The organism is Collinsella aerofaciens ATCC 25986 (assembly GCF_010509075.1).
Taxonomy (GTDB): Bacteria; Actinomycetota; Coriobacteriia; order Coriobacteriales; family Coriobacteriaceae; genus Collinsella; species Collinsella aerofaciens.
On record NZ_CP048433.1, the window covers coordinates 774,117 to 794,474 of the forward strand.

Here is a 20,358-nt window from a genome sequence, read left to right on the forward strand (position 1 = left end):
TTCCACCTTCCTTCGACTTCGACGGCGCCTATTTAATGACGACCGCCTGAGCTCCTCTTTGCGAGTATAGCGAAGCAATGCGCTGAGCTGAGTTAGAGACATAGCCAGCGAGTGAATCAGCAATGTAAACGGTACCTAGGGAGCGATTAAAGCCTCTTAAGACAACGGTGTGAGAGTTGGTATAGGTTCTATAAACCCTTCCGCCGTAAGCCTGAGTCGCATAGCAACTTCCCAGGTTTTGCATACCTATCGTTGACCAAATAATAACGGGATGTCCAGCTTCCAAGTACGAATAAAGGTCATAGAAACCAGTACCGGTCACATCGTAGGCTCGCAAACTACTACCACTGCTAATCAAGAAAGAATTCGCGGTGTTGGTCAGTCCGGGAGCAGATATGCAGTTTCCATTCGAAGCGCTATGAGGATTGCCCCAAAACGCCGTAACAAAATCCCAACTGCTCCTAGGCATATACGCGTCTGCAATGACGGTTTTACCCAAACCAAATCCGTAATAGTTAAGCGCATTGGTCAATGCAACGGACTCGCAGCCAGTCGGAAGCTCGGGGTTCTGCATTGTACAAGGGACGTTGAGAACAACCGAATTCGGATGCAATGGGCGGTCCCTGTACGCGCCGTCCGTCGGGCCCGGGGCCGCCGAGCCCTTCGCGAGGACGCGGACCTGGAGCGCCTCTACGCGGTAGCCGATGCCGGTCGTGCCGGCGCGGGCCCCGTCGCTGGCCCAGCCGAGCCAGCCGTAGTCCTGCACGTAGGCGCGGTACCACACGTCGTAGTACTCGGAGAGGTCGCCGGTCAGGCGCATCTTCACGCACTCGACCGCCCTGCCCTGGCCGGTGGTGCCCGCCACGGCGCCGCCCGAGACCTCGTCCTGCCAGCCGACGCCGGAGACGTGGGCGCTGTAGGACAGGCCGCCGGAGACCGGCGAGGAGACCTCGGCGGCGATCGCCTCGACGGCGCGGGACTGGCCGGTCGTGCCGGCGGTGCCGCCGTTGCCGACGGCGGGCTGCCAGCCGACGCCGGAGACGTGGGCCCTGAGGCTGAGCGAGGGGACGGAGAGCTCGGCGGGGTCGCCCGTCGAGGGGGCGTCGCCGCCCTTCTCGACGAGGACGGCCTGGAGGGCCTCTGCCTGGACGCCGAGCCCCTCGGTGCCCGCGGCCTCGCCGTCCTTGGCCCAGCCGAGCCAGCCGTAGCCGGCCGCGTGGACGCGGTACCACACGTCGTAGCGCTCGGAGACGGGGCCGGAGAGGGACACCCTCACGGCCTGGACGGCGCGGCCCTGCCCCACCGTGCCGGCGTAGGAGGGGGCGGAGGCGGCGTCCTGCCTGGATTGGCTACACTGATGTGGACAGTTCCGGGAGGGGCGCAGGAGACGGGAGGGCCGTATATGAGGGACCCCAGGCACCCGAGGCATTTCACCGACGAGTTCAAGAGGCAGATAGTCGACCTCTACAACGCCGGCAAGCCCAAGCGCGAGATCATGGACGAGTACGACCTCGGCAAGAGCACCGTGGAGAGGTGGATCAAGTCGATAAACGCGACCGGCTCGCCGCGCGCCGCGTGCAACCGCACGCCCGAGCAGAACCGGATCCTGGAGCTCGAGCGCGAGAACCGCAGGCTCCGGATGGAGGTCGACGTCTTAAAACAAGCGGCGCTGATATACGCTCGAAAGTGAGGGCCATAGCGGCCAACGAGGGCCGCTACCCCATATCAGCGCAGTGCAGGCTCCTCGGCGTCGCGAGGTCGACGTACTACTCCATGCGCTCGCGGGCCGACCGGCCCGCCGCGCCGGACCCCGCCGCGCCGGCCGTGGTCGCGGCCCACGCCGCCAGCAAGGGCCGGTACGGCTCGCGCAAGATAAAGGCGTCGCTCGAGAGGTCGGGCGTCACCGTCAGCCGGCGCCGGGTCTGCCGCATCATGAGGGAGAACGGCCTGGTCAGCGCATACGGCAGGAAGAGGTTCAAGGTGCACCCCGGGGCGGTCAACGAGGCCGACGTGCCCAACGTCGTCGCGCGCGGCTTCGGCGGCAGGGCGCCGCGCACCCATATATGCAGCGACCTGACCTACGTGCGCGTCGGGGCCTCGTGGAACTACGTCTGCCTGCTCGTCGACCTCTACAACAGGGAGATCGTCGGCCACTCCGCCGGGCCCAGGAAGGACGCCCGGCTGGTCAAGTCGGCGTTCGCGACGCTCTCCTTCCCCATCTCGGACATCGAGGTCTTCCACACGGACCGCGGCAGCGAGTTCGACAACGCCGAGATCGACCTGATGCTCGAGGCCTTCGGCATTGAGAGGTCGCTGTCGGCCAAGGGCTGCCCCTACGACAACGCCGTCGACGAGTCGACCAACAGGATACTGAAGGCCGAGCTCGTCCACCGCGAGACGTTCGGCACGACGCGCGAGCTCCGGGCCAAGCTCTCGGACTACGTGCACTGGTACAACAACTTCAGGATCCACTCGACGCTGGGCTACATGTCTCCGGTCGAGTTCAGGGAGGCGGGGCTGTCCCTCCCGGAATCGTCCAAATAGGTGTTGCCAATCCAGACAGGCCAACCGTGCCCGCGGACGCGCCGTCCTTGGCCCAGCCGAGCCAGCCGTAGTCGGAGCAGTGCACGCGGTACCAGACGTCGTAGGACGAGGCGGCCTCGCCGGAGAGCCTGAACTGGAGCGCCTCGACCGCTAGGGAGCGCCCGGTGGTGCCGGCGGTCCCCGAGGTCCAGCCCTGCCAGCCGACGTTCGAGACGTGGGCCCTCACCTCGAGGGAGGAGGATCCGTGCCCGTACCAGGAGACGGAGCCCGAGAGGGCCTCGAGGGCGCGGCCCTGCCCGGTGGTGCCGGCGACGGCGCCGTCCGAGACGGAGCCCTGCCAGCCGATGCCGGCGACGTGGGCGCGGTAGGAGACGGAGGGGGGCTCGGAGGACCTGTCGACGAACGGGGTGGCGGTGTCGCCCGGGGCGGGGTCGCCCTTGGGCAGGACCGCGACCTGGACGGCCTGGACGGCGCGGCCGTAGCCCGCCGAGCCGGCGTCGGCGCCGTCGCACGCCCAGCCCAGCCAGCCGAACTCGGCGGAGTGGACGCGGTACCAGACGGTGTAGCGGGCCGACAGCTCCCCGGACAGCCTGACCCTCAGGGCCTCGACGGCGCGGGACTGGCCGGTCGTGCCGGCGGTGCCGCCGTTGCCGACGGCGGCCTGCCAGCCGACGTTGGAGACGTGGGCCTCGACGGATATGGCGTCGGCGCCGAGGGGCTCGCCGGTCGAGGCGTCGGACAGGACGAGGCGCAGCGCCTCGAGGGGGAGCCCCCTGCCGGTCGTGCCGGCGACCTCGCCGCCGGCGACGGCGCCCATCCAGCCGATATTGGAGACGTGGGCCGAGTATGAGAGCGAGACGGGCGCGGCCGCCTCGGACCGGGCGGGCTCCGCCTGGGCGCCGTCGGCCTGCGAGGCCTCGGGCTGGGAGGCGTCGGCCTGCGCGGGCTGGGCGGCGTCGGCCTGGGCGGCGGGACCCCCGTCGGCGGGCTGGGCCCCGGCGGCCGGGGCCTGCGCGTCGCCCGGGGCGGCGGGGGCGGCGTAGGCCGCGGGCCCGCACAGGGCCAGGGCGGCCGCGACCGCCAGCGCGGCGGCGGCACCGGAAATTCGTTTCGTGAAGCGTCTCATGGAAAATCCCCCTAATCTAGCAACGGTTTCCAAGTCTACTAGATTGGGGGGACGGGAGCCAAGCTGCAATACCCCCAAGACACCCGTCTATAGGTCGTGACGTTGTCTATAAACAGGCTCACCGCCCGCGGAATAAAATTCGGCGCAAATCGTTTGAGCAGGCGACGCGCGGAAGGAGCGTGTAGGGCGGTAATATACTGACCGTCAGCCGCGGCATCCTCGCGGAAACCCATTTGTTGCCGGAACTATAGTCCCCGGCGCGGGCTCACCTTATCTCCCCGGCACGGGCTCGATATCCTCTCGGATATCTAATCGTCTTGGACTTTTACCCACCCAAGCACAGTACGGCTTTTACGTGCCGCCACGCAGAGCCTAGCCTGGAACTATTGTCTAAAACATAGGCCTTCAAAGCAACTTAGGTTCAAGTACGGACATGCAAATACGGGCACTGGATACAGGTCTTGACTGTCAATGGTTATCAATCGCATGTGTTTCTGGCAAATTACGCCCGTCTTATGCGTGCGATACAATCAGTCTCACCGAACACCAAACCAGCAACCCGAAGGGACCAACGTGTTAACAATTCACTATGGTGATATGGAAAACGTTATCTACAATACGTCGGTTTACTTCGATAACGTCTATTCGCCCCAGTGGTTTCAAGACGCCTTTGCTCAAAGGATTATTAAATCAATCGATAAAGGCAATGTCGTTGGACCCTGCGCAATAGACACCAAGATCCTAGGCATTATCCCTCCTGAAAGGCTGTCGGGAGGCACTAAGACGCTGTTGCTCATGTACTTCATGCTTCAGAACGTATACAACGCCACAACCTGCAGCGACAATTGCGCTTACTGGATTCTGAGAATTGCCACGCAAAAGGACTTAACCATCAACCTCTACCATCTGATGGATTTTGGAAACGGCAAGTTCACGGCTACCGTTGCAAACACGGGCGATGTCGTTCACACGATGTTCGACCTTGTCCCTATAGCCGCAAAATGCCTAAGGGAAACTCCTGACATGCACTTTCGTTAGGCTCTGTTAGACCAAGATTGACATACATATGTCATCACGGCGCCATATCGTTAGCCTCGTAGACCGCGGGGCAGCATGAACGCCGAGGACCTGGTAATCACCTTCAAGAGGGACATCGCGAGCCTCAGCAGGACCGAACGCCGCCGGCTCCGCCTACGAGGCCGAGCGCTCCCCGCGCTGCGGGTCCGCCGCGGTCGTGAAGAAGGGCAAATCAAAGAACGGCGAGCAGCGTTACCTCTGCCAGGATTGCGGCAGGACCTTCGGCATGGGCAGCGGGCACATCCTGGGGACGAGCAGGCTCCCGAAGGAGACCTGGATGGCCAATGCCGAGTGCTTCGTTCTCATGCTGCCCCTGCGCGAATGCGCGGGGCGCTGCCATGTCTGCCTCAAGACCGCCTACACCATGCGCCACAGGCTCATCGAGTGTCTCTCGGCCTACTCGCCCTCGTTCAAGACCGGGCGGGGCTGCGGCTGCGAGCTCGACGAGACCTACTTCCCCGAGTCGTTCAAGGGCAACCACACGAAGGGGTCATTTACGATGCCACGTCACTCCCGACATCGTGGCAAGCAGGTGCACAGGCGCGGACTGTCGCGCGAGCAGATCTGCGTCATGACCGGCGTGAACGACTCGAACGAGACGTTTCTCCAGGTCTCGGGACGAGGCATCCTGTCGAGGAAACGCGCCATGGACGTGCTGAGGGACCGCATCGCGTCCGCTTCCGTCGTAGCGACGGACAAGGCGTCCGCCTATGTCGACGTCCTCGCGGAGCTCGAGGTCGACGCACACACGGCCTACGATTCCAAGGACCCTTCCGAGGGGACCATCAACCGGATCAACACCGTCCATTCGCTCCTCGATACCTTCATGAAGCCGTTTAAGGGCGTGTCGACGAAGCACCTCGGCACCTACCTCGCTTGGTTCAAGTGGTGCCGGACCTTCATGGCGACCGATTCCGGCACCGCCGAGCGCACGGTCGCGCGACAGCTCGCCAACGGCGTGTGCAGGAGCCGCATCCATGATATGTTCAACGTCCTGCCGCCCTAAATGGACTACTGGACCGAAGCCGCCGCATAGAGACAGTAGAATGGTCGCATCGCGATATACGAGGAAAGGTGCAGCCATGCCGTCGAATATACCGGCCACGACGATCCGGATCGACCCGGAGGCCAAAAAGGAGGCCACGGCCATCCTGGACGAGCTCGGCCTGTCCATGTCCACCGCCGTCAACGCGTTCCTCAGGGCGCCCGTCCGGAAGGGCGGGTTGCCGTTCGAGATGAGGGTCAAGGCGCCGGTGCCCGACGGGAAGACGGCAAGATAGTCGGCAAATCGACTTGGGCGATGGGACCCTCACGATTGACCCGACAGATCTTGAGCACATCGCCCCCTTGCCGGATTCAAACCCGGCAAGGGGGCGATTATCTTGCAATTTCAAAAAGATGATTGGGGCAGAATGTCAATCATGGTCTAACAGAGCCAAATCAATCCAACAGTTTAGATAACGGGTAATGATTCGGGAACAGGGCGTTCGGCCGGATGGAACAGATAGATATGGACCTTGAATATCAACTTCATCCGAACACCTCCCATATTCATCTGTACATGTACGGATGAATATGGGAATCCGATACCCTGAGGGCCGGATCGGCCGGCCCCGGGAGATCGGAGGACGCCATGTCCGGAAAGAGCAAGAAGGGCGCAGCGAAGGCGGTCCCGAGGGCCTACGGCAGGCTCACCAGGCACGAGCGGGATACGGTCCAGAGGATGCTGGAGCGCAGGGCCTCGTGCAGGGAGATCGCGAGGGAGCTGGGCAGGTCGCCCTCGACGGTGAGCGCCGAGGTGTCGTCGCACAGGTTCGTCGCCGCGCCCAAGCCCAGGCGCGGCGAGCGCGTCGACGCCGGCACCGACCTGTCGGCAGCCTGCCTGCCCGCGCCTGGCGGCGTGGCCGCGCTGCCGCGACGGCTGCGGCCGCTACCGCGCGGTGGGCTGCATGCGCTGCCCGCACGTCTTCTACGAGGCCCGCGCCGCGCAGCTGTGCGCGGACTCGGTGCTCGTCTCGTCCAGGCGCGGGATCGACGCCGACGAGCCCGCCGCGACGGCGAGGCTTGAGGCCATCAGGGACTGCCTGCGCCGGGGGCTGTCGCCCGAGCAGATGGCGGCGCGCAACGGCGGGCCGGTGGACCTGTCGCCCTCGACCATCTACCGCTGGGTCTCGGCGGGCTACGACGGCATGACTAACACAGGATGCGCGGGGACGAGAGAACGCTCGCCTACATGGCGAAGCGCAAGTCCGACGGCAAGACAAAGCGAGAGATCATGCGCTGCCTTAAGAGGTTCACAGCCAGGGAGGTTTACCCAACGTTGCGGCGCCCCATGAGGTTGAAGTACGCCCGGGGCTCGATACTGGCGGACATGCGAAAATCGCTCGGATTGACCCAAAAGCAGGTTGCCCGAGAGCTTAACGTGCCGAATGTAAGGCTCAGCGAAATAGGAAGAGAAGTATGCCCCCACGAGGAAATCAGACGCGAATACGACCGCTACTTGAATGCTAAAATGTCGTCCGATAAAGGACTTGACAGCCTATAGCAGCGTCATTCGGCACGCGATTCGTTAACCCTGGGGCTTAAAGCTGCCGAATGTCTACTTCTTTAGTGCTCCATTTACCTCCCCGTTCAATAATCTTCACTTGAAGCCTGACGGTGGCCCAATCATTGGATAACATATTCTTAAATGACAGTTAATCGTCAATCGAAGAGGTCAAAGCGGGGACGGAAAGTGTCGAAGACAAGCAGAAAGCCAATCTCAGCATATGTCGAGCGAAGACTCTGGGCGGAGTCTGCCGGCAAATGCATGAATCCAGATTGTCGGGCCGATCTATTCATCAGCAATGGAGACATTGCTGAACGAGCCCATATCGTCCCATATTGCAAAAGCGCAGAGAACACGTTCGACAACCTTATTCTCATCTGTCCAAACTGCCATACGAATTTCGACAAAAACTCCGCTTTCACGGCAGATGAAGTGAGGAAATGGAAGTCGATTCGTCACGCAGAAATTGATCGCGTTTTCGGAAAGACGTTCAGTTCCTTCGACGACCTGCGCAAAGAGGCCGCACCTCTGCTCGCCCGAAACAAGTCGATATATGAGAATTACTACATGAAGGACAAGCGAAGACTGTGGGATGTTTTTGAAAAGGAAATAATCGTCAACAACCGAAAACTTTGCACGCTGTTCGAATCGAACTTGTGCCTGTTCCAGAACCACAAGGACAATTCCTTCTCCAACCAGGCCGCTGTCCGCGATTTTATCGACCATGCTAAGGAGTTCGAAGCCACCAGAGATAATACGGAAAGACAAAGGTCTATTCTTTTCCCCGAGGTCATCAACTCCATCTTCGGAATCCAGCCCATAGAAGGTGACCTGCTCCCCTCTGCAGAATCCCTAGAGCTGCTAATCAAAAAGCTTGACGAACAGGGGCGATTTATAGATGTTTCTCTAGATGCAGAACATCCATTGTTGCAAATAATAGAAAACGGGAAAGAGGCGGTAGTTTATCTTGACGATACGCCGCGTATCCGACAGATGTACTATGACGCCCGCTGCTTCAGGCGTGCCGAGATGAGGCTAGACAGCTTGATTTTTGCCCTAAAGTACTTCCGCCTGTGCGGAAAGAAAGCAACTCGCAAGTCGAAGACAAACCTTAGAGAATATATAGCGAAAGGAAAATGCTTCTTATTCGTATACGAATACTGTCTGAGCTATGCAGAGTTGGCCCGTTTAGCACCGGCAGAACATACCGTTGTCGTCAACTTGCATAGATGGAACGGTAAGCAATGCATCTCCGAAGAAGCCCAGGTGTTTGCGGGGCAAATTAACGTGAAGCTCCTCGATATGGATAGCTTCTTCCCATTCGTTCGCAAACTATGAACTATTTGAGACTCATAGACATTCTCGACAGCAACCTAGAACTGTTCTCTCAGTTTGATCATGTCTATCTGTTCGGATCTGCGCTGAGTGGTTCAGAGCTCAGTGCAGACAGTGATATTGATTTGCTGCTACTGTACTCGAAATATTCCGATCAACTTGTCTCCGGATGCGAACAGATATCCCAAAAGTTAGGTAACGAGACCGGTAGAGTAGTCGACTTAACGGTCCTCGGCATCGATGAAGAGCGACATGTCGGATTCTTGGATAGAATCTCGCCTCATTATAGAAAGATAAAATGACCATTTGGTAGAACACCTGGCATAGCCTGTCGTACAGAATGCTTTCTGCGTGGATTCCGGCAGAAGAGAAGAAGGCGTCAACGGTCGCGCCTGCATGTTCGGCACACGGCGTATCGCACTCTGGCGGGACCCCGGCTCTGGGCGCCAATCCCGCATCGACAAGATGAGGTACCCTGAATTCATAATGAAGCTTGCGAACTGTCAGTGGTAGCGTGAAACTGAACAAGTGTTCAGTTTCACGCTACCACTGACACCCGGCGGCCCAAGAGCCTTCGCCCCGCTCGTAGGCCTGGTACCACCCCGTCGGGGATGACCCCTTATCGGGCGAGACGGCGAGCTCGCTGTCGAGGGACAGCCCGAAGCGATCATCCGATGCCGCACAGCAACAGGTCTCCGAGGAGCTCGAATGGACACCTGCCAGCGAGTCCAGCAAGCGGGCAAGAGTTTACGTGGCTGCAGCATACTACAACGTCGTAGGGGCTCAGAGCACCGCCACTACGGCTTTTGGGCAGAATGCGCCTGAGCTGCTCGTGGTTGCGCTCACATGCCGACTACTGGTTGGATCTCATCGCGTCGCAGCAGAACACGCGGCAGCGCCGAGCTCCGCTTTCGAGACACCAGCGCTCCAGGCCCTTCCAATCATCGAACTCGACTCCTCAATCGACTAGCAGGATGCCGAAGATAGCCTCGAAGGCAGCAACAGAGCCTATGAGACTCTCTATATGGTCGAGGCAGGCAACGATGGCTGCCGGAGCTGGCATGACGCTTGCGCAAATAGATTTGGAACGCCCGGGCCACGATGTGTGCGCTCAGGATGTCGTAGGTGTTGCGCTCGTAGCCCTCAACGGAGTCACATTGGACCACGCGCGACCTGTCGGCAAGCGAGAGCGCCTCGAATTCGGCGTAGGTACGGCCAGTGCGGTCAACCCCGTCGCGCCCAGCACCTTCGACATCCCTGCGCTTACGCTTCCTCATACGGTCCTTTCGCGGGAGAAGCAGGTAAGGCGCGCCTGTCCCTCTCCTGATAGGAGCAGGCACTGCGCACGCACACAGGAAGCTCGTCAGCATGTGTGGCCCATATGGTCTCGTAACTCTGCCCCCGCCTAAACAAAGGGACCACAATCGCGACCATGGCGGCGAGCTCGTCAGCGGTGAGACATAACCCTTCACGGGCCGCGGACAGGCGGGTGCGATAGGCAGCGTCGTAGCGACACTTGGGGTAACCGCACCCACTCCTGTTCCGACAGCCGAGATGACAGGCGTAGGGCCATACCTCTGTGACGGGACAAACTGCGATAGAGCGTACGCGCGCGCAGCGTCTCGAAGGAGTGGCCACGCCCCATCATGTTAGTCTCGTTGATGAGGCGGTTCGCGCATTCCGTGTAACCGTTCGAGATGCGGCTCGGACAATCCCGGTAGTTAAATATGAACTCGCGGTGGTTCTCCACGGCCTTCGCAAGCCCCCGGAAGGGATCGTAGGCCTTGTCATCGGGGATGGATGCCTTCCACGCATCGAATGCATCCTCGGCATCCTCCCGCGAGAGCGGGTGCTCGTCGTAGATGTCGAAGAAGTCCTCTTTGAGGTCGTATGCGGTCATGAGGCTCGAGCAGCCCGCCTCCGATCGAAGCTGGCACAATGCCGATGCCTCGTAGGGGCCGAGGTCCCGGGCGCGCTTCCTCAAGGCGTAAGCCAGCGACCGCGGCGGCCACTACCGGTGGCAGGGCCGGATCGGCTATGCGCCGCCCAGGACCTCGCGCGCTCGATGTCGAGAAAGGGGTGCTCACCCGACAATTCAAGGACGGAGGGCTTCGGCAGGCTGAAGGTGGAGCTCTTCTACGGAAGGGGCTGGGACGATGTTGGCATGGGGGAATTCATGAAGATGCTGTACGCCTATCTGGTCTGGTATCGCGACAAGCGCTGCAAGAGCGACCTGGGCTATATGAGCCCGATGCAGTACCGAAGAAGCCTAGGTCTTGTAGCGTAGGAACACGGTCCAGGATTTCCACCGCGCTCCCAATTGACCGATTTCCCATGAACGGTAACAGGAGGCAGAGGCCGACGCGCTGACCTACCTGGACTTCCCCTACGAGCGCCACGCGAGGCTGCGCACCGACAACGTTCAGTAGCGCGTCAACCTTGAGCCATAGCACAGGCCCTTGAGAGGTTCACGAGCTCCCCCGCGATGCGGCAGATCCTCGGCTGCCCCTCAAAGAGAACGCAGAAGATACGGTCGAGGTCGACCGCGTCGACCAAACCGTAGTGACAGTCCGCATGCAGCGTACAGGCCCTTTCGCGCGGGTCGCCATCCGAGCCCTCGTCCGGTTTATGATGGCGCACCTCGACCCAGAGGCCCTCCGACACGTCGTCGAACTTGAAATCGAGCTCTACCTGAACGCTTTCACCGAATACGTCGCCCAGAGCGAACTCCGGCACCTTCGTCACAAGCCCGTCCATCCACTCAATCTCGATCATCGCGCGCACGTCGCAACCTCCTCCGGTAGGAGGCCGGCACCTTAAGCCGGCCATTATCCATACGGACAGAATGCGACAGCAGGGTGAAGCTCATTCGCACATCAGGGCGACGACCCCTCGCCTACCCCATGCATCGGAACCCCATGTTTCCGCAATCTGATCCGTCGGGCGATTCCCTGCTGGGACAACACGAAACTGGTCATCCTACGCATTAGACCAAGCGAAACCCGTTTTATCCCGAGAAGCCCTCCCCTAGATACCCATTAGCGATAAGGAACGCCGACAGGGACTCCACAGCGTCTTCGTCGCAAATCCGACAACGCCCCTCCCTATCGCACATGGAATCCAAGCCAGCTTCGGGGTCGCCGCAGAACTCATCCAGAGGGGTTATCCGAACGATCGACGACGGGGCACCCCGCCGCCGGCAGGCAGGGAGGCGATAACCTCGCGGGCACCCCGCACGCAGACCCCGAGCGCCTGGTAAACCAGATTATTGAATACGGACTCCTTCAAACCGCCGCCCTGCAAAAACCCATCCCATCGTCCGGCTGGAGTCGACACAGATCGAGCTCCTTCAAAGTCGCGGTGAACTCGACAACATATGGGCGCGCGGCGTCCTTCCATCTCCAAACCGCCTCGTTCCCATGCCCGACGACCTCTTCCAGAGCCCATATGGCCTCGGGATACCGCGAAAGCGTGGAGTACTCCCGGATGCACGACTTGTGGATGAAGGAGTTCACGAGGGAGTCTTCCGCCAGAATGTACAGAAGTCCATCTATCGGCTCCGAGGACTCCCGTCCGAGGAAGGCATCATCGACCAGGTCCAGGCTGAGCCTTCTCCCGTCGACAGACACGGTTCGGCTCGCCTTGTCGAAATGAACCCCGCAGCCCTCGAAAAGACGCGTAAGCGCACTAGGACGCGAGAGCACGTCCCCGATTCCGAGAATCCCGCTCTCGCGAATGGACGCGCAGCCATCCGTGTTGGCCGTGACGTGCCTGAGGTGCAGCAGCAGGTCGTCGGGGGCGAGGGACTCCCCCAGCCTCTCCCGGACATCGGCGTACGTCCCAACCTCGTCGCTGCGAAAACGCAGCTGCATATCTCCGAACTCGCACCCATCGATGCGCAGGGCGTCGAACAAGAACCTCTTCACCCCGTCAATGGTAAAGATGCCGAAATCGATCACGCTTATCCCTCAGTCCGATCGCAATCATTTGTTCTGCTAAATGGTGAATCTTCTCCCCAAAGGTTATAGTCTCAGCGAGCTGATCGTTGAGCTTCTTGATCTGCTTGTTCAACTTTACGCGTTGCGAGATATCAACTTGTGCCACGGCTTCCTCTAGGTGAGCGAGCTGCGTGCGGTACCGTTCTTGCTGTTCATGGACATAATTAGTGCGTACGCGGACCAGCAGGTCTGGCTGGTAGCGATGCATGTAAATAAGGCACTTGAAGCCGTTTTTCTTACCGAAATCAAGCATCCAGTAGATGGGGCGCTTCTGGTGGGTTGAGCAGTGATCCTTGTAGAAATCTTTGAGGAAGTAGTTGCGAATAATCTCACGCGGCGTGCACTTACCGTCCAGGGCATCAGACACAAAACGGAGATTCTCTTCCAGAGCATCCTCAGCACACACGTCGCGCACGAAGTCCACGAAGCGGCCGATCGCGTCGAAAATGTTGGTGTAAGGGTGACGCCCCAGCGGCCGCTTAACGAAGAGCGGCCCTCGTCCTAGAATCTGAAATCACCACAACAACAGGTTCTAGGAAAGGACGAGGACCGCTATGGAAATCTTATCAGACCCGACGCCGGACATGCTCGCCATGCCCCGTTTCGACGACGGCGCCATCGACATGCAGGAGCTGCTCAGGCGCCTCGCCGAGCAGGTCGTGAACGCGGTGATGGACGCCGAGGCCGACCAGCTGTGCGGGGGCGGCATCAGAGCGGGCGAGCCAAATAAATACTAATTTCCAGAAACGCTCAAGCGTTCCCTCACGATGGGATCGAAGTCCCTCAGACGCTCGGATTTGATGACGATGCCGAGATTCAACATGTCCTGAACGCTCACGTGGGCAATCGTGGATACGGTGATGTCTCCGAGAAGAGTTCTGATGGGCACAGCCCGAAGGATGCCAAGTAGATAGAGCCTCTTGCCCATGACCACAGCATCGTTCTCCAAATAAGTACCCTCGTTGTAGAGAAAGACCGGGGAACCGCTCGATCCCGGGTAGCACGCCATGTCAACCAGGAACTCTTTCTGCCCCTGATAGTCGTACCTATAGGGCGTCGCCGTGATACCCCGACGGACGATCGGCAGGTTGTTGGCCTCATCCCAAATGCCGTTGGGGTATCCGACCATGGTCACCTCGTCCATACAGCCCATGTCTTGAATCTGCTTATCCGTCGGCAGAAGCTCCAAGCTGAGCGGTATGGTAAGCAGATGCTTCCCCGCCCGGATAAAACCATTCAGTGCGGGACCGATGGGTAAGACGCACAGGTCAACACTTTCGTCAGGGTGTGCGATCCAGTCGCTCTCGGAGCCCCGCATGGTAAGTTGCTCGTTTATATTGAGCAGGTTTCCGTTCTCGTCAGATCTCGAAAAGATGACGCGATACTCGCACGCGCCCTCGACCACGTGCCTGTTGGTCACGATTGCCGGCACATAGGTCTTTCCGTCGTCGCAGAACTTGAAAAAGAAACCCGTTCCAACTGAGCAACCTCCCGAGGCCAACGAAGCTTCGATGCGAATCGTCGTGTGCAGAAGCTGCTCAGATAGCTGCATGGGTTTCCTTTCATTTGGACAAATAGTATATCGATTGCACCCTGAGATGCCCTTCCGTAATCAATCAGTATTGCCGCTTTGGGCACGTCCTCGCGCGGGGGGGGACGCGAGCCAAGTCGAAAAAGGCAGTTAACCGGCGGCTATTCATGCCTTGATTTAGAACCGCTCGAGAATCTCCGCGGCATTCTCTCGCAGATAGATATCTAGGTCCGGCACGGCAAACTGCACGTAGCCCCTCTGTGGAGCCTGAATAACCTCTCTTTGTAGCAGCTTAGCCCTAATAGAGCTGACCTCATTGGTCTTTTTACCCATACGTTTAGCAATCTCAGATGATTTGGACTGCTGCTTATCCTCGCACATGGCCAAAAGATATTTGATATCGTTGAGTCCAAGTCCAGAAATCGCGGGCTCGTGAACAACATCGTGAAAACGAGCCTCTGCCAGCGCAATGCCTTCGATAACATCGCGCTCGCTCACGTTGGCACTTTTGACACGATGCAAGTTGGCGCGCTGCCAAATGGAGTAACCGACCAGTTGCACCAAATAGGCATAGCCCTTCGTGGCCTTAGCGGCTCTCGACAGCAGATCGTCCTCTATGGTCAAACCAGTCGCTATAAAGCTATCGCCCATAGAGAGCGCTACCTCCACCTGGTTGATAGGCGCCAGATCTTCGGGGAGGGCACGACGCAAGAATGTAAGTGCCTTGCCGTTAATAAGATCCATAACACCAGCGGGCAATCCGGCAAATGCGAGAGCAATATCGACTTTCTCCCCTATTAGAAGCTGCACAGCAGAAGCAATAGCGCGCATATCGTCAATCGGGGCATCCTGCACCTCATCTATTGCAATAAACAGGCCCTTGGAAGACTTTGCGGCCGAGCCAAGCAACTTTCTAAGACTCGACTCTTTTGGCACAACGTCGAATTTAGCGGAAACAAAGCCGGCATTTACGCCGACTGAAGCATTGGTCGCAAGGGAGGATTCTGCAATCTGATCCTTCAGGTCCAGCAATAGGTTGGGACCAGCAGAAACAATAGCCGTCTTCCAGCCAAGCTCTCGTGCACGATCTCTAAGATCACAGAGCAAAACAGTTTTTCCGGAACCCCTTGGCCCGGCAACGCGCATGAGCCTCGCAGGTGCACCAATTCCCGAATTCAAACTCTCGGTAAACTCAAGGGCAATATCATCACGACCAATTATGCGCGGAGGCTCAGCGCCGGCAGTGGGACGAAACGGGTTATGGAATATTGTGGCGCTCACTTGTTTGCCTCTCAAGGAAATCGATTATCGGTCAATCTTAGCTTTATTAGTTTATCGCAACTATATCGGATTATATCGAGTTGTATAAGCCTGTACAAACTTATCGTAGAAGTATCGAGCTATCGTAATGTAAACTAACAAATAGCCTAAACGCTGCCTTCTTCCCAACTCATGGCGAAGTCAAGCTGAGGGCCTTCTAACAACCATTGTCTAAAGCGAGAAGTACTCACTCTCGGAAGACAAGTTAGGCCCCAACCATGGATCACCCGTCAAGAAAAACTCTGGCCAGCGCTGCATGAACAGTGCCTGTTCGCGTTTCCAACGGCGCAACTTTTCCTCGTTGGCCTCTTCCCTGCCGCGCGAGGTGAACTCGTAGTGGTACAGCTCGGCATAGGGCGTAAAGATGGTGCGGTAGCCCGCCTCCCACACGCGCAGGCAAAAGTCTGCGTCGTTAAAGCCGACGGCGAATTCCTCATTGTAGCCTCCGACCTGCTCAAATACGTCGCGTCGGACCATCTGGCAGGCGCCCGTCACGGCACTAAAGTTGCCCGGACGCACAGCACGGGCAAGATAGCCCTCGCGCTTTGCCGAGAAATCCTGGTTGGCATGGGCAAGTGCGCCACGCACGCCGACCAAAATGCCGGCGTGTTGCACCAGATGATCGGCAAAATAAAGCTTGGCACCCACCACCCCCGCATCGGGGCGCTGCAGATAGCCCATCATCTCTTCAGTAAAGTCGGGGCTTATGACCTCGGTATCGTTGTTGAGCAGCAGCAGGTAGTCGCCCTTGGCGTGCTCCACACCAAAATTGATGATCTGGGAGTAATTGAACTCGCCCAGCCAGTACACAACGCGCGCGACGCCCTTGCCTTCGGATGCTGCAGCCACGCGCTCTGGCAGGGATTCGTAATACGCAAACGTCTCCGGGGCTTCGCTGTTGTTCTCCACCAAGACGATCTCGTAATTGGCATACGTGGCCTTCTGGGCGATCGACATCACACAGGCATCGAGCGTCTCAACGTGGTCCTTGGTGGGAACCACAATGCTCACCAGCGGCGAAGGCTCCGGCAGCGCATAGCGCATGCGGTAGACAAACGGCGTCTCGGTCTCCTCGACCGTCCCGTGAACGCCCAGTGCATTAAAGTGGCGCTGCAGCGCAAGGCGCCCGGCCTCGATGGCATACGGCTTGCTATCGGCGGAACCGTCGGCGGTGGAACCGGGGTGCACGCGCCAGTGATACAACACGTGCGCAACATGTTCAAACCGCGCGCCCGCCGCAAGGCAGCGGAGCGTCAGGTCGTAGTCCTGGGCACCCGCAACGTCTTCTGGGGACGTGCCGATACGATCGATAAGCGCCTTCTCCACCATCAGGAAATGCGTCACGCAGTTATGGCTATAGAGCAAGTCTACATTGAGCTTGGTCTTAAAGACCGGCTGGCCCCACTCCCCCGTTTTCTGAAACATGTCCTCGTCGCAGAACAGGACCTGGGGACGCTCGCCCTCGGCAGCATTGTTCAGCGCGGCAACATAGTGGAACAACGCGTCCGGCTCCAGAATGTCATCGTGGTCCAAGAACGCGATGTAGTCGCCCATCGCTTGCTCAATACCCGCGTTGGTGTTGACCACAATGCCGCCGTTGCCGGGCAGCCCAAAGCGACGAACGCGCTCGTCGTGGGCGCCTGCCGCAAGGTCGGCAACCGCATCCCATTCAGGTGAGGCATCCATAAGGAGCAATTCCCAGTTGTCATAGCTCTGGGCTAGCACCGAGTCCAGCAGCTCGCGCAGGTAGACTCGATCGGTCTTGTAGCACGGCACCACAATGCTCACGAGCGGCCTATAGGCAAAGGCCGCCGAAGCGACACGCTGGCACGCCAAATCGCCCGGCTTTGCGCGATGCTGCTCAAACCAACGTCGATAAGCTGCGTCGTCTGCACGCGCGTCCTTCATACGGTTCCAGCTGTCGTCGACCATGCCGTTGTACAGGCGACCATCCATGGCGCAAAACCCGCTCTGGATCTGCTCTGTGGGATCGCTCACAATCGCGACAAAATCTCGTATATCCTGAGGCATCTCGACGCTCAGAAACGTTTTATTGACGCGGCATCCGTCCTGCTGCGGCACATCGACCTGCGACTCAAACACATGCACGGTGACATCGATGGCATTCATATGCGTATCGGAGATCTGGAACTCGGGTGCGCACTGGGGGTCTCCCGCCCAGGTAACCTCATAGCGCCACACCGCGCCGGAGTCTGCCGGCAAATAGCGAATGGCATCGATCTCGTAGCGACCGCAGCATTCGCCACGCTGCGCATCGCGGATAAGCGCGCACAGCGCAGGCTTTGCTTTGTAGTTAATCTTGGATTCCAGCTTGGCCACGCGGCTATCGAGGCGAATAGAGCCCAACCTTTGACCACCGGATGCAAAAACGACATCCATCGACGAGCCATCCAAAAACGGAAGTACCATGACGGCGAGCTCGCGCTCGTAACCGGAAACGGAAGGGCAAAGCGCCAGCACACGGCCATGATCGACCGGGAGCACCAGCGACGGCACACGAGAACCGCTCGTCGTCGCATGGACAAACGCTTGAGAACCCTCCCGCTCAATAAGCGCGGCGACATCCTGACCGGCAAAACGAAGCAGCACAAACAGACGGCCCTGGCTGCGGCAAAGTGCCAAACGTTTGATACTCATCTACACTTCTCGCTTTCCCAGGGCGTTCGCTGCCATGCGTTTGCAGGCACCCAGGCGCCCAAACCTCAAGACGTCGTAATCGAACATGAGCTTTTTGCACAAACGAGCAGCAGGGGCCTTACCGATAAGTGCCGCGCGCACCATGGCGGCAACCGAAGGAGCACATTGTGCGAGCGCAGCATCGTTGTCCACGGCAGAACCGTTAAGCGCCGCGGCAACGGCAGCAAACACTTTGCCGCAGTCCGAACCCAGCAACCTCAGCGCATCGTACAGCACCAGATCACACAGGAAGTACGCCAGGTCATCAGCATGCTGTGCGTCGAGACCGTCGCGCTGCCAGTCAGCCAGCATAGCGGAGTAAATCTTCACGTGCTCCAGCAGACGTGTCTCGTCGTCGTAGCGCATGGTGTCCATGAGCGAACCCTTGCGAGCCACGCGATAGTCGTACAACTTGTTCGAGATAAGCGCGGTCTTGTGCGAACGACCGTACACGGCAAAGTCGAAGACCTGGTCCTCGCCATACTTAACGGTTTCGTCGAACACGATCCCGTTGCCCAGCAAGAAGTCGCGCTTGCAGGCGGTGCGCCATGCAAAGGGACGAGACGCTTCCTTAAACAGCAGGTCGGAGCTATAGCCCTCAAACGACACATCGCGCGGGCTAAGCACATAGTTAAGCCACGGATACCCCGCCTCCAGCGGATACGGGTTCGCGCCAAAGGTCAACACGTCGCAGTCCTCGCGCTCAAAGGCATCGACGATCACGCGGCATGCATCGGGCGTAAAGCGGTCGTCGGAATCCAAGAACGCGACAATAGGCGCCGTGGACGCGGCGATGCCTGCATTGCGCGCGCTCGACAGGCCCCCGTTCTCTTTATCGACCAACGTAAAGCGCGCGTCCTTTTCGCAATAGGCAGCCGCAATATCGCGCGAACCGTCCGGCGAGCCATCGTTGACCAGCACGCCTTCCCAATCGGGCATGTCCTGCGCAAGCAGGGAGTCCAGGCACCAGGTCAGGCACTCCTCCACCTTATAGATGGGAACGACAACGGAAATCTTGGGGGTAGTCATAGCCAAGTGCTCCTACTGTGCGGCCGGCACGTCATCGGGATGCGGATTATCGCCGTAGGTGCGCTGATACGTCAGCACGCGCCAGACCAGCGGCAGGCCGCCAATCTTAAAGTAGTGCTTAAACGTATTGAGCTTGCCGGGCTTCTTAAAGTCAAAGCGCGAATCGATATAAGCACGGGGCGACTTGACCATCAGGCGCAAGTCGGTCTCGCCGCGCGGATCGAACAGCGACAGATCAAAGCGACCGGCATCCCAATCGGCCTTGAGCTCGGGCGAAGCCTTCTCCCAAAACTGCTCGCGCAGCTCATCGACCAGACGCTCGTCATTCCAGCGATACGTATCGACCTTCATGCGCATTAAAATGCCCTGGAGCTGAACCTTGAGCTCGGGACGTTCATCCAAAAAACGTTGCATCTCGGCATATTCGTCGCACACGCAAAACACCTTGTTGGGCGAATTAACAGAGCTCTTCTCATTGTCCTGGCGATAGCACAGGATGGGGTCCGCAATAAACGCGGCACGCTCGGCGCACGCCCAGACCTTAAAGTTAAAGCCTGCGTCCTGATACGAGGCGCCCGGCGTGGGAAGGAACCGAATCTGATTGTCGTTGAGGAACTCGCGCCGATAGATGGCAGACCAAATGGAAGGTTTGCGGTAGAAGATGCCAGGGCGATCGACGGGGCGATACGCGGCGCCCGTCATATGCTCATCGATAATCCCAAACAGCTCACGGCGCTCACTGGGCGCGGACCAATACAGGTAAAAGTCGCCCTTTACCACATCGGCATGCTCAGCATCGGCCTTGGCAACCAGCTTTTGGAGCGAATCCTCAAACATAAAGTCGTCGGACTCAAGGATGCCCACGTACTCGCCGCGCGCCATCTCCAGGCCGCGGTTCATCGAGTCACCGTAGCCGCTGTTGGCCTTGTCGATCATCTTCACACGGGGGTCGCGCTCCATGTACTCGCGGATGATATCCGGCGAGCTATCGGTGGAACCGTCATTGATACAGATGATCTCGATGTCCTTAAGCGTCTGCGCCACGGCGGAATCGAGGCACTCGCACAGGTAGCGTTCGACATTGCAAATGGGGACAAGCAGCGAAACTTTAGGGGTATCAGAGTTCTGCAAGAGAACCTCCTGTTGAGTAGCG

19 protein-coding genes and 3 pseudogenes are annotated in these 20,358 nt (G+C 59.0%); 11 read left to right on the top strand and 11 right to left on the bottom strand.

Annotation, left to right across the window (positions count from 1 at the left end; translation table 11 throughout):
* Positions 1 to 28: 28 nt before the first annotated feature.
* On the bottom strand, positions 29 to 1,270 hold the full coding sequence (locus tag GXM19_RS03580; RefSeq protein ID WP_187367065.1) for a C39 family peptidase: 1,242 nt from the start codon (positions 1,268 to 1,270) through the stop codon (positions 29 to 31).
* Positions 1,271 to 1,402: 132 nt separating this feature from the next.
* Between GXM19_RS03580 and GXM19_RS03590 the strand changes: the two genes are divergently transcribed.
* Positions 1,403 to 2,544 (top strand): IS3 family transposase gene (locus GXM19_RS03590; protein WP_370448105.1). Its coding sequence is split into 2 segments (ribosomal slippage): positions 1,403 to 1,661 and positions 1,661 to 2,544, totalling 1,143 coding nucleotides; the frame shifts between segments, so codons are not numbered across the junction.
* Here GXM19_RS03590 and GXM19_RS03595 read toward each other — a convergent pair.
* Positions 2,504 to 3,670, bottom strand: a complete 1,167-nt coding sequence (locus GXM19_RS03595) for a hypothetical protein (RefSeq protein ID WP_115596202.1) — start codon at positions 3,668 to 3,670, stop codon at positions 2,504 to 2,506. The two genes, GXM19_RS03590 and GXM19_RS03595, sit on opposite strands and share 41 nt — an antisense overlap.
* Positions 3,671 to 4,267: 597 nt before the next feature.
* Here GXM19_RS03595 and GXM19_RS03600 point away from each other — a divergent pair.
* The 8 genes and pseudogenes from GXM19_RS03600 (at position 4,268) to GXM19_RS11275 (ending at position 8,932) form a co-directional block, all read left to right on the top strand.
* Positions 4,268 to 4,708 carry a DUF4869 domain-containing protein gene (locus GXM19_RS03600; protein WP_006235591.1) on the top strand — a complete coding sequence of 147 codons (441 nt, stop codon included), beginning with the start codon at positions 4,268 to 4,270 and terminating at the stop codon, positions 4,706 to 4,708.
* Positions 4,709 to 4,892: 184 nt separating this feature from the next.
* Positions 4,893 to 4,958 (top strand): annotated as a pseudogene (locus tag GXM19_RS11210) (IS1/IS1595 family N-terminal zinc-binding domain-containing protein); the annotation flags it as partial.
* 15 nt (positions 4,959 to 4,973) lie between these two features.
* The gene (locus tag GXM19_RS03605; RefSeq protein ID WP_006235590.1) at positions 4,974 to 5,753 is read left to right on the top strand and encodes an IS1595 family transposase; all 780 of its coding nucleotides are present in this window, start codon (positions 4,974 to 4,976) and stop codon (positions 5,751 to 5,753) included.
* A gap of 76 nt (positions 5,754 to 5,829) precedes the next feature.
* Complete coding sequence (locus tag GXM19_RS03610; RefSeq protein ID WP_006235589.1) at positions 5,830 to 6,027, top strand: type II toxin-antitoxin system RelB/DinJ family antitoxin; 198 nt, start codon at positions 5,830 to 5,832, stop codon at positions 6,025 to 6,027.
* A gap of 443 nt (positions 6,028 to 6,470) precedes the next feature.
* The gene (locus tag GXM19_RS11270) at positions 6,471 to 6,815 is read left to right on the top strand and encodes a helix-turn-helix domain-containing protein (protein ID WP_421757510.1); all 345 of its coding nucleotides are present in this window, start codon (positions 6,471 to 6,473) and stop codon (positions 6,813 to 6,815) included.
* A gap of 132 nt (positions 6,816 to 6,947) precedes the next feature.
* Positions 6,948 to 7,061, top strand: a pseudogene (locus tag GXM19_RS11060) (IS110 family transposase); the annotation flags it as partial.
* Between the two features lie 420 nt (positions 7,062 to 7,481).
* Positions 7,482 to 8,633, top strand: coding sequence for an HNH endonuclease signature motif containing protein (locus GXM19_RS03620; protein ID WP_239057651.1), 1,152 nt, complete (start codon positions 7,482 to 7,484; stop codon positions 8,631 to 8,633).
* On the top strand, positions 8,630 to 8,932 hold the full coding sequence (locus GXM19_RS11275) for a nucleotidyltransferase domain-containing protein (protein WP_006235584.1): 303 nt from the start codon (positions 8,630 to 8,632) through the stop codon (positions 8,930 to 8,932). The genes GXM19_RS03620 and GXM19_RS11275 overlap by 4 nt, the downstream gene beginning before the upstream one ends.
* A gap of 1,166 nt (positions 8,933 to 10,098) precedes the next feature.
* On the opposite strand, the gene GXM19_RS03630 is transcribed toward GXM19_RS11275, so the two are convergent.
* Entirely contained in the window at positions 10,099 to 10,614 is a 516-nt protein-coding gene (locus tag GXM19_RS03630) for a transposase (RefSeq protein ID WP_162010723.1), read from the bottom strand.
* Positions 10,615 to 10,624: 10 nt separating this feature from the next.
* Between GXM19_RS03630 and GXM19_RS11065 the strand changes: the two are divergent.
* Positions 10,625 to 10,917: pseudogene (locus GXM19_RS11065) on the top strand (IS3 family transposase); the annotation flags it as partial.
* 146 nt (positions 10,918 to 11,063) lie between these two features.
* Here GXM19_RS11065 and GXM19_RS03640 read toward each other — a convergent pair.
* The 3 genes from GXM19_RS03640 to GXM19_RS03650 form a co-directional block, all read right to left on the bottom strand.
* Entirely contained in the window at positions 11,064 to 11,414 is a 351-nt protein-coding gene (locus GXM19_RS03640; RefSeq protein ID WP_040359438.1) for a hypothetical protein, read from the bottom strand.
* Positions 11,415 to 11,914: 500 nt separating this feature from the next.
* Positions 11,915 to 12,589: a hypothetical protein gene (locus GXM19_RS03645; protein WP_040359437.1), complete on the bottom strand. Its 675-nt coding sequence runs from the start codon at positions 12,587 to 12,589 to the stop codon at positions 11,915 to 11,917.
* The gene (locus GXM19_RS03650) at positions 12,561 to 13,052 is read right to left on the bottom strand and encodes a hypothetical protein (RefSeq protein ID WP_050766149.1); all 492 of its coding nucleotides are present in this window, start codon (positions 13,050 to 13,052) and stop codon (positions 12,561 to 12,563) included. Before GXM19_RS03650 ends, GXM19_RS03645 begins: the two co-directional genes overlap by 29 nt.
* Positions 13,053 to 13,182: 130 nt before the next feature.
* Between GXM19_RS03650 and GXM19_RS03655 the strand changes: the two genes are divergently transcribed.
* Positions 13,183 to 13,365, top strand: coding sequence for a hypothetical protein (locus GXM19_RS03655; protein WP_006235576.1), 183 nt, complete (start codon positions 13,183 to 13,185; stop codon positions 13,363 to 13,365).
* On the opposite strand, the gene GXM19_RS03660 is transcribed toward GXM19_RS03655, so the two are convergent.
* The 5 genes from GXM19_RS03660 to GXM19_RS03680 form a co-directional block, all read right to left on the bottom strand.
* Complete coding sequence (locus GXM19_RS03660) at positions 13,362 to 14,180, bottom strand: S1 family peptidase (protein WP_006235575.1); 819 nt, start codon at positions 14,178 to 14,180, stop codon at positions 13,362 to 13,364. The two genes, GXM19_RS03655 and GXM19_RS03660, sit on opposite strands and share 4 nt — an antisense overlap.
* A gap of 156 nt (positions 14,181 to 14,336) precedes the next feature.
* Entirely contained in the window at positions 14,337 to 15,440 is a 1,104-nt protein-coding gene (locus tag GXM19_RS03665) for an ATP-binding protein (protein ID WP_040359435.1), read from the bottom strand.
* Between the two features lie 210 nt (positions 15,441 to 15,650).
* Positions 15,651 to 18,137: a glycosyltransferase family 2 protein gene (locus tag GXM19_RS03670; RefSeq protein WP_006235573.1), complete on the bottom strand. Its 2,487-nt coding sequence runs from the start codon at positions 18,135 to 18,137 to the stop codon at positions 15,651 to 15,653.
* Complete coding sequence (locus GXM19_RS03675; protein WP_006235572.1) at positions 18,138 to 19,205, bottom strand: glycosyltransferase; 1,068 nt, start codon at positions 19,203 to 19,205, stop codon at positions 18,138 to 18,140.
* A gap of 12 nt (positions 19,206 to 19,217) precedes the next feature.
* A complete protein-coding gene (locus GXM19_RS03680; protein WP_050766148.1) occupies positions 19,218 to 20,336 on the bottom strand; it encodes a glycosyltransferase family 2 protein in 1,119 nt (372 codons plus the stop codon).
* Positions 20,337 to 20,358 lie beyond the last annotated feature (22 nt).